This window comes from Pseudomonas sp. A125, assembly GCF_055409485.1.
The window spans coordinates 41,434-56,835 of sequence record NZ_JBUZVP010000023.1 but is presented as its reverse complement, the minus strand read 5'-3'; the positions used below and the strand labels follow the sequence as shown (position 1 = coordinate 56,835).

Below are 15,402 nucleotides of genomic sequence, written 5' to 3'. Positions count from 1 at the left end.
CTCTGTCGTATCGAAAAGTTAAGGAAGGCTCCATGTCGCTCAGACAGCTGTCCATTCAATGGAAAATTACCCTGCTGGCCGGTCTTTGCCTGCTGGGCATCGTGACCTTGCTGGTCGGTCTATCGCTGTACCGCATGGCGCAGAGCTCCGAGCTGGTCAAGGCTTCCAGTATGGAGATGCTCGACGAAGCCGCTCAGGCGCGCATCGAAGCCCAAGGTGACGTCCAGGCACTGGGCATCCGCCAGCAGTTCATGGACGCCTATCAGTACGGCCACGGTTTTTCCCGACAGGTATTGTTCCTGCGCGAACAGGCCGAAAAACGCTTCCTGGATGCCTTCGACCTGCGTGAAGACCTGACCCGCCAGGTCAAGGCCGCGCTGCAAGCCAACCCGGACCTGCTGGGACTGTCCCTGGTGTTCGAGGCCAACGCACTGGATGGCAAGGACGAGTTGTTCGCCAATCAGCACGAACTGGGCAGCAACGACAAGGGCCGCTTTGCGCTGTATTGGTCCCAGCCTACCGCAGGCAAGCTGACTTCAATGTCACTGCCCGAAAGCGACATGTCCGACACCAGCGTCGGACCCAGTGGCGAAAAAGCCAACGCCTGGTTCACTTGCCCGCGCACCACCCTCAAGCCGTGTGTGATCGAACCCTACTTCTATGTGATCGACGGGCAAAAGGTGCTGATGACCAGCATCGTGTTCCCACTGATAGTCAACGGCAAAGTCATCGCCTCGCTGTCGGTGGACATCAACCTCAACAGCCTGCAGGCGGTCAGCCAACACGCCAGCCAGAAACTCTATGACGGCCAGACCAGCGTCAGCATCATCAGCCCGGTGGGCCTGCTGGCCGGCTACAGCCCGGACGCCGGCAAACTCAGCCAGCGCCTGGACACCGTCGACACCGTCAACGGCGCACAGTTGATCAGCTCGCTGGCGACCAGCACCCAGACTCGCAGCGTGCGTACCGATCATCAACTCAAGGTACTGGCACCGTTCCTGCCAATTCCCGACGGCAAACCATGGGGCGTTCTGCTGGATGTGCCGGAAAAGGTCCTGGTCGCTCCGGCTGAAGCCCTCAAGGCCGAACTGGATGCTGACAACGCCAAGGGCACGCTGCTGGAACTGGGCCTAGGCCTGCTCGCCGCGATCGTTGGGTTGTTGCTGGTGTGGCTGATGGCCCGCAGCGTGACCCGGCCGATCCTCGGTGTGGCGCGCATGCTGGAAGACATTGCCAGCGGCGAAGGCGACCTGACCCGGCGCCTGGCCTACGACAAACACGACGAACTCGGCGAGCTGGCCGGCTGGTTCAACCGGTTCCTCGATAAGCTGCAACCGATCATTGCCCAGGTCAAACGCTCGGTGCAGGACGCCCGTGGCACCGCCGACCAATCGGCCGCGATTGCCACGCAAACCAGCGCCGGCATGGAGCAGCAGTACCGCCAGGTCGACCAGGTGGCCACCGCCTCCCACGAGATGAGCGCCACCGCCCAGGACGTCGCCCGCAGCGCAGCGCAAGCCGCCCAGGCTGCCCGCGATGCTGACCAGGCCACGCGTGAAGGCTTGACGGTAATCGACCGCACCACCACCAGCATCGGCCACCTTGCAGCAGATATGAGTACGGCGATGAGCCAGGTTGAAGGACTGGCGGCCAACAGCGAGAAAATCGGTTCGGTACTGGAAGTGATTCGTGCGATTGCCGAGCAGACCAACCTGCTGGCACTGAACGCCGCCATCGAAGCCGCCCGCGCGGGTGAAGCCGGTCGTGGTTTCGCCGTGGTCGCCGACGAAGTGCGCAACCTGGCGCGGCGCACGCAAGAGTCGGTTGAAGAAACCCGCCTGGTGATCGAGCAATTGCAAAGCGGCACCCAGGACGTGGTCGGCTCGATGAGCAACAGCCATCGCCAGGCCCAGGGCAGCGTCGAACAGGTGGGCCAGGCTGTGACAGCGCTGCGCCAGATCGGCGATGCGGTGACAGTGATCAGCGACATGAATCTGCAAATCGCCAGCGCCGCCGAAGAGCAAAGTGCGGTGGCCGAGGAGATTAACAACAACGTGGCGACGATTCGGGATGTGACGGAGTCGTTGTCCGAGCAGGCGAATGAATCGGCGCGAGTCAGCCAGGCGCTGAACAGCTTGGCGAACCAGCAGCAGGGCCTGATGGATCAGTTCAGGGTTTGATGAGCTGCTGGATACTCCGGCAATAAGCCCGAGTATCCCGTAGCAGCTGTCGAGCCTCGGCGAGGCTGCGTTGGCGGTGTGTCAGGCATACCGCAACGCAGCCTCGCCGAGGCTCGACAGCTGCTACGGTTTGTTTTCAATGGCGGCGTGGCAGGTCGATAACTACCTTTAACCCGCCCAGCTCGCTCTCCTGCAACAAAAGTCCCCCGCCCCACACCTCGACGATATCCCGCACGATCCCCAGTCCCAGGCCATGGCCGTCAGTCTGCTCATCCAGCCGTGTGCCTCGGCTGAAGACCTGGTCGCGCTGGCTCTCGGGAATTCCCGGCCCGTCATCTTCCACCGCCAGCCGAAAGCCTTCGGCGGTTTCGCCGATGCTCAACACGATCTCCGCATCCGCCCATTTACACGCGTTATCCAGCAGGTTGCCCAACAGCTCCAGCAGGTCCTCGCGGTCCCACGGCAATTGCAAACCGGGGCGTACGCGGTAACTCAAATCCAGATGTTCGCCATGGATCATGTTCAAGGTCGCCAGCAGGCCCGGCAACTCGCCATCGCAGTCAAACAGGGCGCCGGGCAGCGTCTCGCCGGCCAGGCGGGCACGATTGAGTTCGCGGTTAAGCCGTTGCTGCACCTGCTCCAACTGTTCGCGCAGCAACTTGCTCAACTGCGGGTGGTCCTTGAGCTGCTCGCTGGACGCCACGCTCAACAGCACCGCCAATGGGGTTTTCAAGGCATGGCCGAGGTTGCCCAAGGCATTGCGTGAGCGCTTGAGGCTGTCTTCGGTGTGGGCCAGCAAATGGTTGATCTGCGCCACCAGCGGTTCCAGTTCCACCGGGACCTGGGTGTCCAGTTGCGAGCGCTGGCCTTGTTGCAGTTGGGCGATCTGGTTACGCGCAGTCTCCAGCGGGCGCAAGGCGCGGCGCACGGTGACCCGCTGCAGGATCAGGATCAGTAACAGCGCCGCCAGCCCCAGCACCAGGCCAATCTGGCGCATCAGGCGAAAGCTTTCCCTGACCGGGGTGTAGTCCTGGGCCACGCTGATGGAAATCGACTGGCCGAAGCGTTTGTAGTCCGAACGCAACACCAGCAACTGTTGGCCCTCCGGGCCCAATTGCAGGTTGCCCTTGAGCCCGGCCTGGGGCAGCTGTGGCAGTTCCTGGTCCCATAACGAGCGCGAACGCCAGTGTGTGTCGGCAAAGTCGATACGAAAATAGTGCCCGGAAAACGGCCGTTGGTAGGCCGGCGACAGCCGTTGCTCATCCAGCTGCACACCCGCTGGCCCACGCACAAGCGCTACCAGCAGGTTCTCACTGTCGTTGCGCAAGCCCGATTCCAGGTAGCGCTGCAGGCCCATTTCGAACAGCCACAGGCTGGTCTGCGCCAGTACCAGGCCGACGATCACCATCACGCTGATCAGCCCCAGGCTCAGGCGCCGCTGGATCGACTTCATGCAGGGCTGGCGCCAAACCGGTAACCCTGGCCGCGCCGGGTCTCGATCACGCTGCGGCCCAACTTGCGGCGCAGGTGATTGACGTGCACTTCCAGCACATTGGAATCACGCTCGGTCTCGCCATCGTACAAGTGCTCGGCCAAGTGGCTTTTTGAAAGGATTTGCTCGGGGTGCAGCATGAAGTAACGCAACAACCGAAACTCGGCGGCGGTCAGCTGGATCTCCTCGCCGTCACGCATCACGCATTGGCGGCCTTCGTCCAGATGCAAGCCGGCGGCTTGCAAGGTGGGCTGATTGGCCTGGCCATGGGAGCGCCGCAGCAACGCCTGGATACGCAGGTGCAGCTCCTCGGGATGGAACGGCTTGCTCAGGTAATCATCGGCCCCGGCCTTGAGCCCTTCGATGCGTTCGGCCCAGGAGTCGCGGGCGGTGAGGATCAGCACCGGCGTGGCCAGGCCAGCGGCGCGCCACTGCGTCAATACCTCAAGCCCCGGCAAACCCGGCAGGCCGAGGTCGAGGATGATCAGGTCGTAGGGTTCGCTGCGCCCCTGGTACACCGCATCGCGCCCGTCCGCCAGCCAGTCCACCGCATAACCCTGGCGGTTGAGGCCGGCCATCAGTTCGTCGGCCAGGGGTACGTGGTCTTCCACCAGGAGCAGGCGCATCAGTCGTCTTCCTTGTCTTTGAGCAGTTGGCCGGTGTTGGCGTCGAGTTCGATCTCACGCACCACGCCTTCCACCGTCAACAGTTCGATTTCATAGATATAGCGCACAGGGCGATCCTTGTGCTCTTCAAGCTCGGCGTCGAGCAGCTTGGCGCCCGGGTAGCGCTCGAACGCGGGGCCCAGCAGATGTTCAAGCGGCGCGATCACGCCCTTCTGGCGCAGGCGCAGCGCTTCGTCCGGGCCCAGGTCCCGAGCAGCCAGGCCTGAGCAAAATGCCAGGAGCACCAGTGCCATTTGAGCGCTGGTGCGCAGATTTACCTTCATTACGTATCCTGATGATCCTTGAGGACAGCCCCGGTGACGGCGTCCAGTTCCAGGTCCCACTCAACGCCCTGGGCGTCACGCAGTTCAACCTGATAAAGGTATTTGCCGTATTCCTCTTCAAGCTCGGTTTCATGAACGGTGGCGCCAGGATGTTTGGCCAGGGCCGTGGCATTGAGCTTCTCGAAGGACACGATGGTACCAGCGTCGCGCAACTTCAGTGCTTCGTCCGGCCCCAGGTCGCGAGCCTGGGCGACACCCGCGGTGAGGGTGATGATACTGCTGGCGATCAAGGCTGTGAGGGTTTTCATGGTGAGTCTCCGTTTCAGGATATTTTGCCTACGGGCTCACGGTACTGGATCCAACTTAACTGAAACTGAATTGCCACCATGGCAATTCTCTGCAACACCTTTGCCTGCAACCGGCCAGGATTTTCTATACTGCCCTGCTTGCGGTAAATGAGACCGGTATGACTGCTATCCATATGAAGTTCCCAGCCTTGACCCTCAAGGCCGGCAAATGTGCCTTCGCGCGCATCCGCGAGCAGGGCCTCGCGCCTGCAGATGTCGGCATCCTGCCCGGCGCCGCCGGTGGCCCCAAGGCCTTGGGTATCCAGGGGCTGGACCTGGCGCTGTTCGGTGACTGGCTGCCGCGCGCGCCACGCGAGCGTGCGCTGATCGGCGCCTCGATTGGCTCGTGGCGTTTCGCCAGTGCCTGCCTGCCCGACCCGGTGCAAGGCCTGCTGGACCTGGGCCGGTTGTATAACGAACAGCGCTTTGCCAAAGGCGTGACCATGGCCGAAGTCAGCCAGAGTTGCGTACGCATGCTCGACGACCTGCTGGCCGGCCGCGATGCGCGGGTACTCGACAACCCGAACTACCGGCTGAACATCATGGTGGTCAAAAGCCACGGCCTGCTCGCCGACGACCACCGTGGTCGTCTCGGCCTGGGCCTGTCATCCGTGATCGCCGACAACCTGCGGGGCCGCGCACGCCTGTCACGCCACTTCGAACGGCTGATCGTCCACGACCCACGCCAGGCGCCACCGCTGCATGCGCTCACGGATTTCCCCTCGCGCTTCCTTAACCTGGAACTGGGCAACCTGCGCCAGGCGCTGCTGGCGTCCGGCTCGATCCCCATGGTGATGCAAGGTGTGCGCGACCTGCCGGGTGCAGGCACAGGCACTTACCGCGATGGCGGCCTGCTGGACTATCACCTCGACCTGCCCTACCACGGCGATGACATCGTGCTGTACCCGCACTTCACCGACCGGGTTATCCCCGGCTGGTTCGATAAAGGTTTGCCGTGGCGGCGCGCCAATCAACAAGGGTTGCAGGATGTATTGCTAGTGGCGCCGTCGAAGGAGTATCTCGCCCGCCTGCCTCACGGCAAACTGCCAGACCGCAGTGACTTCAAGCGCTTTATGGGCGATGACCCTGGCCGTAACAAGTACTGGCAAACCGCGATGAGCGAAAGCCAACGGCTGGGGGATGAATTTTTGCAACTGGCCGATAACGGGCAATTGGGCGAACGCCTGCTGGCTCTCTGACGCCCCCCGTAGCAGCTGTCGAGCCCAAGCGAGGCTGCGTCAGCAGCACCTCGGTTTGCCAGACAAACCGAAAACGCCGCCTCGCCAAGGCTCGACAGCTGCTACGCGGTATGTGCGCGGCGAGGTAACAAACTGTTAAACTCGCCGCCTGCCAGACACCTCACCGAGCTGAAAAACCCTGTGGAAATCTTCAAAGAATTTACATTCGAATCTGCCCACCGCTTGCCCCACGTTCCGCAAGGCCACAAATGCGGGCGCCTGCATGGCCATTCGTTCAAGGTGGCGATCCACCTCAGCGGCGACCTCGACCCGCATACCGGCTGGATCCGCGACTTCTCGGAGATCAAGGCGATTTTCAAGCCGCTCTACGAACGCCTCGACCACAACTACCTCAATGACATCCCAGGCCTTGAGAACCCGACCAGCGAAGTGCTGGCCAAGTGGATCTGGACTGAATTGAAACCGCTGTTGCCGGAACTCAGCGCGATTCGCATCCATGAGACCTGCACCAGCGGCTGCATTTATCGCGGCGAATAAGCGGCGATGTAAAAAACCACTGTGGTGAGGGGGCAAGCCCCCTCGCCACAAGTGATTCTGGAGGTCCGCCGCGATGCCAACCCTTATCCGCCCCGCCACCGTTGACGATATCGCAACCATCGAGACCATCGTCCACGCCGCCTACTCCCCTTACATCGAACGAATCGGGCGCAAGCCAGGGCCGATGCTGGATGACTATCGTCAACAGGTCGCCGCTGGGCGGGTACACGTTCTGGAGCGCGCAGGCCAGGTGCACGGCTTTGTCGTGCTGATCCATCACGACGAGTACCTGCTGCTGGACAACCTGGCGGTCGACCCGGGCGCGCAAGGTCTGGGTTACGGGAGCCTATTGCTGGCGTTCACGCAAAGCCAGGCCACCCATGGCGTCATCCGTCTCTACACCAACGAAGCAATGACCGAAAATATTGCGCTGTACGCCCGCAAAGGCTATACGCAAACCCATCGCACCGAGGAAAACGGCCTGCGCCGGGTCTACATGCAGAAAGACCTCGGCGCTTCTCACTGAAGGAGCTCCCATGGAAAACACCTGGCTCGCCCAAGCCAAGCGCTTGCAAGCATTGGCCTCCACGGGGCTGCACTTTTGCACCGATGACTTCGAACGCGAGCGCCTCGAAGAAATCGCCCAGATTGCCCACAGCATGCTCGCGCAGTTGGGCGAGGTGCCGCTGGAACGCATCAGCGGGCTGGTGCCGGATTTTGCCAAGCGCTATTCGACGCCGATGATTGATGTGCGCGGCGCGGTAATCGACGGCGACCGGATCCTGTTGGTGCGTGAACTGACAGATGGCTGCTGGGCGCTGCCCGGCGGTTATGCGGACATTGGCCTCTCAGCGGCTGAAAACATCATCAAGGAAATCCACGAAGAGGCCGGGCTGACCGTCACTGCCCGGGCGCTGTACAGCGTCACTCACAAGGCCAAAGGTTTGTACCGGCCGGATATCCGGGACTTCTACAAACTCTACTTTCTGTGCGAACGAGTGGATCAACGGGCGCCGATGGCCGGTTTCGAAACCACCGAAGTCGGGTTCTTCCGCCTCGACGAACTGCCACCGCTGTCCCGCGGCCGCACTATCGAAAGCGACCTTGAAGCCGCCTTTGCGTTTCATCGCGGGGAAACCACCCACACCCTGTTCGATTGAATAAGGGTGATCCAATTTGTATCACCGCTGCACCGCTTTCGCGCCTGACTGGGCACAAAGACCAATCCCGCCGGCATGTTCTGCCGCTTTTGCTATAAATACTGTGCAGTATGCACAGCCCCCACCGTGCGCCGGTCACTGGCCTGCACTTGGCACGACGGGTGCAACGGGCCTGCGTCACTCATTCAGGGAGAAAGGCACATGACGCAGAACGAACCGGGCAATGACTACCCTCTCAGCGAGGTGCCCATGCACGCCCGCAAGGGCCTGGCCTCCACCGCAATGGTGTTGTTGGGCTTTACCTTTTTTACCGCGACCATGTTCGCCGGCGGCAAGCTGGGGGTGGCCTTCAGCTTTACCCAGATGCTCGGCGTCGTGGCCCTGGGTAACCTGCTGTTGGGTATCTACGCCGCAGGCCTGGGTTACATCGCGTTCAAGAGCGGTTTGAATTCGGTGCTCATGGGGCGCTTCTGCTTCGGCGAAGTGGGCAGCAAGTTGAGCGACTTGATCCTCGGGTTCACCCAGATCGGCTGGTACGCCTGGGGCACCGCTACCGCCGCCGTGGTGCTGGGCAAGTATTTCGAATTGGGCCAGGGCAGCGTATTGGGACTGATGGTGCTGTTCGGCATGGTGTTCTGCGCGACGGCCTACGTGGGCTATCGCGGGTTGGAGATCCTGTCCTACATCGCCGTGCCGGCCATGGGCATCTTGCTGTTTCTGTCGATGTGGGTGGCCACGGTCAAGGTCGGCGGGCTGGACGGGCTGCTGGCGGTCGTGCCCACGGGTGAACTGGACTTGTCCACTGCGATCACGTTGGTGTTCGGCACCTTTGTCAGTGGCGCGACCCAGGCCACCAACTGGACGCGGTTCTCGCGCTCGGCCAAGGTCGCGGTACTGGCCAGCCTGATCGGCTTTTTTATCGGCAATGGCTTGATGGTGCTGATCGGTGCTTATGGCGCCATCGTCTACCAGCAACCAGACGTGGTCGAGGTGCTGCTGTTGCAAGGCTTTGCCATGGCCGCCATGGCAATGCTGCTGTTGAATATCTGGAGCACCCAGGACAACACCATCTACAACTTCGCCGTCGCCGGCTGCAACCTGCTGCGCACCAAACGGCGCAAAACGGTAACCCTGGTCGGTGCAGTCATCGGCACCGTGCTGGCGCTGCTGGGCATGTACGACATGCTGGTGCCCTACCTGATCCTGCTGGGCACGGTCATTCCGCCGATTGGTGGCGTGATCATGGCGGACTTCTTCTACCGCTATCGCGGCCAATACCCGCGCCTGGCCGAGACGCGTTTGCCGGCATTCAATTGGCCGGGGCTGATCGCCTACGCGGTGGGTACAGTGCTGGCGTTTCACTCACCCTGGGTGGCGCCGTTGGTGGGGATTGTCGCGGCGTCGCTGACCTACATCGTACTGACCAGTGTGCTGCGGGTGCGGGCACCTTTGGCTGACGCCCGGGCATGAGCCTGACGATCGCCGATGTGCTGGCCTTGCCCGGCCTGGAGTCGATGTGCCTGCGGGCCGGGGAAGCTGGCCTGCAGAACACCGTGCGCTGGCCCTATGTCGCAGAAAACAGCGGCATCGCCGAATGGGTGCTGGGCGGCGAGCTGGTGTTCGTCACTGGCATCAATCATCCACGGGATGAGGCCAACCTGCTGGTGTTGCTGGACGAAGCGTGTCAGCGCCAGGTGGCTGGCCTGGTGATCCTCACAGGCGCGGATTACATCCAGGCCATTCCCCAGCGCTTGCTGCAAGCGGCGCAAGAAGCGGGCATGCCGCTTATCGAACAGCCATATTCCTTGAAGATGGTCCTGGTAACCCAGGCGGTCGGTTCGGCGCTGATCCAGTCGCAACAGCTGGGGCGCTCGCGGCATGACGTACTGGAACGCCTGTTGGCTGGTGATTATCAATCCCTGGATTTGCTGCTGCATCGCGCCGCGCAGTTGGGCATGCCGTTGGCCGGGCATTGGCAGCTCGTCCAATTGCAACTGGACGGCAGTGATGCCCTGTTTGCCCAGGCAGAGGCGCCCGTGGTCGAGGCGCAACTGGCACGTCAGCACGATGCGATTACTCGGCGTTTGCGCCAGTTTTCGGCGCAGCACCCCTCGCGCCTGCCGGTGCTGGGGCGCGCCGGGCAGTGGACGTTGCTGCTGCCTGCAATGGATGCGGGTGCCGCATTGGCCAACCGCCAGTTGTTGGCGGGTTGGTTAAAAGGGCTGAACCTGCGCCTGGCACCGTTGAAACTGTTTATCGGCCTGAGTGCTGCCGCACACCCGCCCGCTCGGCTGGCCCAGGCATTGGATGAGGCACGCCAGGCGCTGGCCGCAGCACGACGATTCAGTGAGCGCGCCGGGTTGTGTGTCTACGACGAGTTGGGGGTGCTCAAGTTGCTCAGTGGCGTGCGAGATCGCGCCCTGCTCGACCAGTTTCTTAACGAACGCCTGGGGCCGCTGCTGCGCCACGACCTGCACCACGGCCCGAGCCTGATGCCAACCCTGCAAGCCTGGTTCCACGAGAATGGTAACCTTGTGGCCGCCGCGCAGCGGCTGGCGGTTCACCGCAACACCCTGACGCACCGCGTCCAGCGTATCGAGGCCCTGTGCGGGCTGAAGCTGGACAACTCTTATGACCGCCTGGACATCGGCATCGCGCTGATGATCTGGCGGCTGTCTGCCTGATTGTTTTTTGCCAAGAGGAACTTGCCCATGCACATCATCAACGCCCGCCTGCGCAACCGTGAAGGCCTGCATGATCTGCACCTGGAACACGGCCGGATCGCCAGCATCACCCCCCAAGGCGCAGCCCCCATAGCAGGCCCCGAAGACCTGGATGCCGCCGGCAACCTGGTGGTGCCGCCCTTTGTCGAACCGCACATCCACCTTGACGCAACGCTGACCGCCGGCGAGCCGCGCTGGAACATGAGCGGCACACTGTTTGAAGGCATCGAATGCTGGGGCGAACGCAAGGCCACCATCACCCTGGAAGACACCAAGGCCCGCGCCAAAAAAACCATCCATACCCTGGCCGCCCATGGTATCCAGCATGTGCGTACCCATGTCGACGTCACCGACCCGGGTCTCACCGCGCTCAAGGCCATGCTCGAAGTGCGCGAGGACAGCGCCCACCTGATCGACCTGCAAATCGTCGCGTTCCCGCAGGAAGGTATCGAGTCCTACCGCAATGGCCGCGAACTGATGGAAGAAGCCATCCGTTTGGGCGCCGACGTGATCGGCGGTATCCCGCACTTTGAATACACCCGCGACCAAGGGGTGAGTTCGGTAAAGTTCCTGATGGACCTGGCCGAGCGCACCGGCTGCCTGGTGGACGTGCACTGCGACGAAACCGACGACCCGCATTCGCGTTTTCTCGAAGTGCTGGCCGAAGAAGCCCGCAGCCGCGACATGGGTGCCCGCGTGACCGCCAGCCACACCACGGCCATGGGTTCCTACGACAATGCCTACTGCGCCAAACTCTTCCGCCTGCTGGGGCATTCGGGCATCAGCTTTGTCTCCTGCCCGACGGAAAGTATTCACTTGCAGGGCCGCTTCGACAGCTTCCCGAAACGTCGGGGCGTAACCCGGGTGAACGAATTACTGGAGGCTGGCATGAACGTCTGTTTCGGCCAGGACTCCATCGTCGACCCTTGGTATCCGCTGGGTAACGGCAACATTTTGCGAGTGCTGGAAGCCGGTTTGCATATCTGCCACATGCTTGGCTACCGCAACCTGCAAAGCGCGCTGGACCTGGTGACCGACAACAGCGCCAAGGCCATGGCCCTGGGCGATCGTTATGGCCTGGAGCCGGGGCGCCCGGCGAACCTGCTGATCCTGTCTGCAGACAGCGACTACGAAGTGATTCGCAGCCAGGGCTTGCCGTTGTATTCGATTCGCGCAGGCAAGGTGCTGATGAAGCGCCAGCCGGCGCAGGTGGAGTTTTTATAAACGCCGCGCCGTTCCGAACAGGCTGACGTGCAGCAACTCACCCGCTTGTGCGTGTAAGCGCACCGGCGCCGTACCGCCGGGCATCACCACCGCCACTTCCCCGGCAGCCACCCATCCTGCAGACCAGGCGGCGCACGCCACGGCACTGGCGCTGGTCCCGGAGGACGCCGTTGGCCCCTCGCCGCGCTCAAATACACGGGCGACAACACGATTGCCTGAATCCCGGGCCGCCCACTGCAGGTTCACCCCCGAAACACACGGTTGACCGGCCCCGGCAGGCGGCGCAAAAGCGATCGCCCTCAGCGGGTCGAACAACGCTGGCCGATGCATCTGCGCGTTGTCCGGCAACGCCGACGCATCCTGCACCAGCGTCACGCAATGAGGGTTGCCCACGCGCACAAACTGGCTGTAACTCCACTCGGGGTTGAGTGCAGCCAGCGGCGCAACATGGCTCACCTCGGTGCCTTCAAGCCAGACCACACCAACGCCAACCGCCCCCACCGCCGAAGGCCCCCATTCGGGGCGCCCCAGCGCCAGCCAGAAGCCCTGCACCTCCTCGTACACTGCAGGCTCAACCCGTGTAACCACCGGAGACTGTGCATCCGCCTTGTCGTGATGCACCCGCAGGTCACAGGCTTGAGTCATCAATGCCTGGTCGGTCAACGACTGGGCAAAAATCGTCAGGCCATTGCCACTGCGCTCCGCCAAGGATCCATCGGTGTTGACGATCAGCAGGTCAAACGGCGGTTCGGCCTGGAACGGTCCCACCAGCAGACCATCACACCGATGAGCCTTGGCCTCGGACGGGCGCGGTTGCGAACCCCAACCGCACTCTGAAGCAATCGCCGCCAGTGCCCAGGCGCTCCGACTGTTTGCGGCCAAGGCGGCGTTGTCCGGCACCTCGACACCTTTACTGCGCAACAACGCCGGGCTGGTCACACCGTAAATATTGCCCCGCGCATCGTAGAAAACGCTCATTGCGCAGTCCGCATAAAGATCCGTACCACCTCTTCCAGGTGCTTGCGCATGGCCTGGCGCGCACCTTCCACGTCCCGCTGCTCCAGGGCATCGAGGATCTTGCGATGCTCGTCTTCCGAACGATGGGGCATGTCGTCCGAGGTGTAGTGCGCCTGCAACCGCTGGAACATGCTGCCGTATCGATGCCCCAGCAAGTGCGCAATCATCAGCGCATAGGCCGGATTGCCCGAGGCCTGGGCGATGCGAATGTGGAACAGGCGATCACCCGGATGGGTGTGGGAGCCTTCGCGGTTGTCCTGTACGTTGCGTTCGAACGCCTCGCGGATACCCGCCAACTCTTCATCGGTAGCGTGTTTGGCGGCCAGGGCAGCGGCTTCCGGCTCAATCAGGCGACGGGCTTGAAGCAAGGAAAACGGCGGGATTTCGGCATTGAAGTCGACGTGCAGATTGAGTTCCGGATCGAATTCTTTCCATTGGTCCCGGGTGGCCTGGGCCATCACCGGTTCTTGGCTGACTTTGGGCTGCACCGGTTCGCACACCAGCACGCCATTGCCCACGCGCACGTCCACCAGGCCGATCACTTCTAGGGCAATCATCGCTTCGCGCACAGAGGCGCGACTCACGCCCAACAGTTTGGCCAGCTCACGTTCGGCTGGCAGACGGCTGCCCGGCGGAAATTCTCCACTGTCGATCAACGCCCGTAGCTGGTCGGCAATCTGTCGATAAAGACGTTGGTTATCAATAACTTGAAATGGCATCTAGGTTCAGCTCGATTCATGCACGGCACGGTCCAAATGATCAACTCGCGAAAAAGCCGCTTGTTGACCGCGAGAACCCATGCTAAAAATTGGATCAATGGCCTGACCATTGGATCGTTTCCAGTGTGCTGATCATAGCAAACCCACCACGGTTCGCTATGCCGCAGATGCAGGTGTTTTACGCCCTTAATGGCCTGACCATTGCGCCAATAATAACAATCTAGGGAGTCTGTCATGGACCTCACCGGTAAACGCGTGCTGATCACCGCCGCCGCCCAGGGCATTGGCCGCGCCAGCGTCGAAGCCTATCTGGCGGCTGGCGCCGAAGTGATTGCAGCCGATATCAATCAACAGGCGCTCGCTGACCTGCCGGGCGCGCAAACGGTAGTGCTGGACGTGACCGACGCCAGCGCCATCCAACGCCTCGCCGCCGAGGTCGGCCCGCTCGATGTGCTGTTCAACTGCGCAGGCGTGGTGCACGCCGGCACTATCCTTGAATGCCCGGAAAGCGACTGGGCGTTTGCCCTGGACCTCAACGTCACTGCCATGTACCGCATGATCCGCGCGTTTCTGCCGGGGATGCTGGCGGCGGGCGGCGGCTCGATTATCAACATGTCGTCGGTGGCCTCCAGCCTCAAGGGCGTGCCCAACCGCTTTGCTTACTGCGCCAGCAAGGCCGCGGTCATCGGCCTGACCAAATCCGTCGCGGCCGACTTCGTCACCCAGCGCATCCGCTGCAACGCCATCTGCCCCGGCACCGTGGAGTCGCCTTCGCTGCAGCAACGCATCATCGAACAAGCCAGCCGCGAAGGTCGCCAGCAGGACGAGGTGTACGCCGCCTTCACTGCGCGCCAGCCGATGGGACGCCTGGGCACGCCCCAGGAAATCGCCCAGTTGGCGCTGTACCTTGGCTGCGATGCCAGCGCGTTTACCACCGGCACCACCCAGATTATTGACGGCGGCTGGAGCAACTGACCGCCCACTGCCTAACAAGAGGACTGCTCATGAAATTGCTGCGCTATGGTGAAAAAGGTCAAGAACGCCCGGCCCTGCTGGACGCCGACGGCCGTCTGCGCGACTTGTCTGCCCACATCAGCGATGTGGCAGGAGATGCTTTGCTGCCGCATACCCTCGCTCGCCTGCAAGCACTCGACCCTGCGAGCCTGCCCTTGGTACCGGGTAATCCGCGCTTGGGCGCCTGCGTCGGCCAAGTGGGAAAACTCATCTGCATCGGCCTGAACTACGCCGATCACGCCGCCGAAACAGGCGCGCCGATCCCCGACGAGCCGATCATCTTCAACAAATGGACCAGCGCCATCGTCGGCCCCAATGACAATATCGAGATCCCGCGCCACTCCACCAAGACCGACTGGGAAGTCGAGCTGGGCGTGGTGATCGGCCAGGGCGGCCGCTACATCGAGGAAAGCCAGGCCATGCAACACGTGGCCGGTTACTGCGTGATCAACGACGTCTCCGAGCGCGAATTCCAGCTGGAACGCGGCGGCACCTGGGACAAGGGCAAAGGCTGCGACACCTTCGGCCCGCTGGGCCCGTGGCTGGTCAGCCGGGATGAAATCGCTGACCCGCACCAGCTGTCGATCTGGCTCGAAGTCGACGGCCACCGCTACCAGGACGGCAACACCCGCACGATGATTTTCCAGATCCCCAAGCTGATCAGCTACCTGAGCCAGTTCATGAGCCTGCAACCGGGGGATGTGATTTCCACCGGCACCCCGCCCGGTGTCGGCCTGGGCATCAAGCCGACGCCGGTCTACCTCAAGCCTGGGCAAAAGATCCGCCTGGGCATCGAAGGCCTTGGCGAACAGAACCAGACCACGGTCGACGCCTGACAAGA

General features: G+C 62.3%; 16 protein-coding genes. 10 read left to right on the top strand and 6 right to left on the bottom strand.

Annotated features, from left to right (window positions below):
- Positions 1-32 precede the first annotated feature (32 nt).
- The gene (locus tag ACZRN6_RS26095) at positions 33-2,180 is read left to right on the top strand and encodes a methyl-accepting chemotaxis protein (RefSeq protein WP_464009187.1); all 2,148 of its coding nucleotides are present in this window, start codon (positions 33-35) and stop codon (positions 2,178-2,180) included.
- A gap of 136 nt (positions 2,181-2,316) precedes the next feature.
- Here the strand turns inward: ACZRN6_RS26095 and ACZRN6_RS26090 are convergent, their stop codons facing one another.
- The 4 genes from ACZRN6_RS26090 to ACZRN6_RS26075 are packed head-to-tail and all read right to left on the bottom strand — an operon-like array spanning position 2,317 to position 4,929.
- Positions 2,317-3,633, bottom strand: a complete 1,317-nt coding sequence (locus tag ACZRN6_RS26090) for a sensor histidine kinase (protein ID WP_464009186.1) — start codon at positions 3,631-3,633, stop codon at positions 2,317-2,319.
- Positions 3,630-4,298, bottom strand: coding sequence for a response regulator transcription factor (locus tag ACZRN6_RS26085; protein WP_017476155.1), 669 nt, complete (start codon positions 4,296-4,298; stop codon positions 3,630-3,632). Before ACZRN6_RS26085 ends, ACZRN6_RS26090 begins: the two co-directional genes overlap by 4 nt.
- Complete coding sequence (locus ACZRN6_RS26080) at positions 4,298-4,621, bottom strand: PepSY domain-containing protein (RefSeq protein ID WP_322145932.1); 324 nt, start codon at positions 4,619-4,621, stop codon at positions 4,298-4,300. Before ACZRN6_RS26080 ends, ACZRN6_RS26085 begins: the two co-directional genes overlap by 1 nt.
- On the bottom strand, positions 4,621-4,929 hold the full coding sequence (locus tag ACZRN6_RS26075; RefSeq protein WP_322145933.1) for a PepSY domain-containing protein: 309 nt from the start codon (positions 4,927-4,929) through the stop codon (positions 4,621-4,623). Before ACZRN6_RS26075 ends, ACZRN6_RS26080 begins: the two co-directional genes overlap by 1 nt.
- 158 nt (positions 4,930-5,087) lie before the next feature.
- On the opposite strand from ACZRN6_RS26075, the gene ACZRN6_RS26070 reads away from it, so the two are divergent.
- From ACZRN6_RS26070 to codA, 7 genes are all read left to right on the top strand, one after another.
- The gene (locus ACZRN6_RS26070) at positions 5,088-6,167 is read left to right on the top strand and encodes a patatin-like phospholipase family protein (RefSeq protein WP_464009185.1); all 1,080 of its coding nucleotides are present in this window, start codon (positions 5,088-5,090) and stop codon (positions 6,165-6,167) included.
- Positions 6,168-6,347: 180 nt separating this feature from the next.
- Positions 6,348-6,704, top strand: coding sequence for a 6-carboxytetrahydropterin synthase QueD (queD, locus tag ACZRN6_RS26065; RefSeq protein WP_219268315.1), 357 nt, complete (start codon positions 6,348-6,350; stop codon positions 6,702-6,704).
- Between the two features lie 73 nt (positions 6,705-6,777).
- Positions 6,778-7,230, top strand: a complete 453-nt coding sequence (locus ACZRN6_RS26060; protein WP_464009184.1) for a GNAT family N-acetyltransferase — start codon at positions 6,778-6,780, stop codon at positions 7,228-7,230.
- Positions 7,231-7,240: 10 nt separating this feature from the next.
- Complete coding sequence (locus tag ACZRN6_RS26055; RefSeq protein ID WP_322145936.1) at positions 7,241-7,864, top strand: NUDIX hydrolase; 624 nt, start codon at positions 7,241-7,243, stop codon at positions 7,862-7,864.
- Between the two features lie 201 nt (positions 7,865-8,065).
- Positions 8,066-9,334: a cytosine permease gene (gene codB / locus ACZRN6_RS26050; RefSeq protein WP_464009183.1), complete on the top strand. Its 1,269-nt coding sequence runs from the start codon at positions 8,066-8,068 to the stop codon at positions 9,332-9,334.
- On the top strand, positions 9,331-10,548 hold the full coding sequence (locus ACZRN6_RS26045) for a PucR family transcriptional regulator (protein WP_464009182.1): 1,218 nt from the start codon (positions 9,331-9,333) through the stop codon (positions 10,546-10,548). The genes codB and ACZRN6_RS26045 overlap by 4 nt, the downstream gene beginning before the upstream one ends.
- A gap of 27 nt (positions 10,549-10,575) precedes the next feature.
- Positions 10,576-11,811 carry a cytosine deaminase gene (gene codA, locus ACZRN6_RS26040; protein WP_464009181.1) on the top strand — a complete coding sequence of 412 codons (1,236 nt, stop codon included), beginning with the start codon at positions 10,576-10,578 and terminating at the stop codon, positions 11,809-11,811.
- Here codA and ACZRN6_RS26035 read toward each other — a convergent pair.
- Together ACZRN6_RS26035 and ACZRN6_RS26030 are read right to left on the bottom strand one after the other, a co-directional pair.
- A complete protein-coding gene (locus ACZRN6_RS26035) occupies positions 11,806-12,789 on the bottom strand; it encodes a diaminopimelate epimerase (RefSeq protein WP_464009180.1) in 984 nt (327 codons plus the stop codon). The two genes, codA and ACZRN6_RS26035, sit on opposite strands and share 6 nt — an antisense overlap.
- A complete protein-coding gene (locus ACZRN6_RS26030) occupies positions 12,786-13,547 on the bottom strand; it encodes a FadR/GntR family transcriptional regulator (RefSeq protein ID WP_076016736.1) in 762 nt (253 codons plus the stop codon). The genes ACZRN6_RS26035 and ACZRN6_RS26030 overlap by 4 nt, the downstream gene beginning before the upstream one ends.
- 234 nt (positions 13,548-13,781) lie before the next feature.
- Here ACZRN6_RS26030 and ACZRN6_RS26025 point away from each other — a divergent pair, with 234 nt between their 5' ends.
- The gene (locus ACZRN6_RS26025; RefSeq protein WP_464009179.1) at positions 13,782-14,522 is read left to right on the top strand and encodes an SDR family oxidoreductase; all 741 of its coding nucleotides are present in this window, start codon (positions 13,782-13,784) and stop codon (positions 14,520-14,522) included.
- A 29-nt stretch (positions 14,523-14,551) separates the two neighbouring features.
- Positions 14,552-15,397 carry a fumarylacetoacetate hydrolase family protein gene (locus ACZRN6_RS26020; protein WP_464009178.1) on the top strand — a complete coding sequence of 282 codons (846 nt, stop codon included), beginning with the start codon at positions 14,552-14,554 and terminating at the stop codon, positions 15,395-15,397.
- The last annotated feature ends 5 nt before the right edge of the window (positions 15,398-15,402 follow it).

Coding starts and splice junctions, on each gene's coding strand:
- ACZRN6_RS26095 (WP_464009187.1), top strand. CDS start 33: ATGTCGCTCAGACAGCTGTCCATTCAATGGAAAATTACCCTGCTGGCC.
- ACZRN6_RS26090 (WP_464009186.1), bottom strand. CDS start 3,633: ATGAAGTCGATCCAGCGGCGCCTGAGCCTGGGGCTGATCAGCGTGATG.
- ACZRN6_RS26085 (WP_017476155.1), bottom strand. CDS start 4,298: ATGCGCCTGCTCCTGGTGGAAGACCACGTACCCCTGGCCGACGAACTG.
- ACZRN6_RS26080 (WP_322145932.1), bottom strand. CDS start 4,621: ATGAAGGTAAATCTGCGCACCAGCGCTCAAATGGCACTGGTGCTCCTG.
- ACZRN6_RS26075 (WP_322145933.1), bottom strand. CDS start 4,929: ATGAAAACCCTCACAGCCTTGATCGCCAGCAGTATCATCACCCTCACC.
- ACZRN6_RS26070 (WP_464009185.1), top strand. CDS start 5,088: ATGACTGCTATCCATATGAAGTTCCCAGCCTTGACCCTCAAGGCCGGC.
- ACZRN6_RS26060 (WP_464009184.1), top strand. CDS start 6,778: ATGCCAACCCTTATCCGCCCCGCCACCGTTGACGATATCGCAACCATC.
- ACZRN6_RS26055 (WP_322145936.1), top strand. CDS start 7,241: ATGGAAAACACCTGGCTCGCCCAAGCCAAGCGCTTGCAAGCATTGGCC.
- codB (WP_464009183.1), top strand. CDS start 8,066: ATGACGCAGAACGAACCGGGCAATGACTACCCTCTCAGCGAGGTGCCC.
- ACZRN6_RS26045 (WP_464009182.1), top strand. CDS start 9,331: ATGAGCCTGACGATCGCCGATGTGCTGGCCTTGCCCGGCCTGGAGTCG.
- codA (WP_464009181.1), top strand. CDS start 10,576: ATGCACATCATCAACGCCCGCCTGCGCAACCGTGAAGGCCTGCATGAT.
- ACZRN6_RS26035 (WP_464009180.1), bottom strand. CDS start 12,789: ATGAGCGTTTTCTACGATGCGCGGGGCAATATTTACGGTGTGACCAGC.
- ACZRN6_RS26030 (WP_076016736.1), bottom strand. CDS start 13,547: ATGCCATTTCAAGTTATTGATAACCAACGTCTTTATCGACAGATTGCC.
- ACZRN6_RS26025 (WP_464009179.1), top strand. CDS start 13,782: ATGGACCTCACCGGTAAACGCGTGCTGATCACCGCCGCCGCCCAGGGC.
- ACZRN6_RS26020 (WP_464009178.1), top strand. CDS start 14,552: ATGAAATTGCTGCGCTATGGTGAAAAAGGTCAAGAACGCCCGGCCCTG.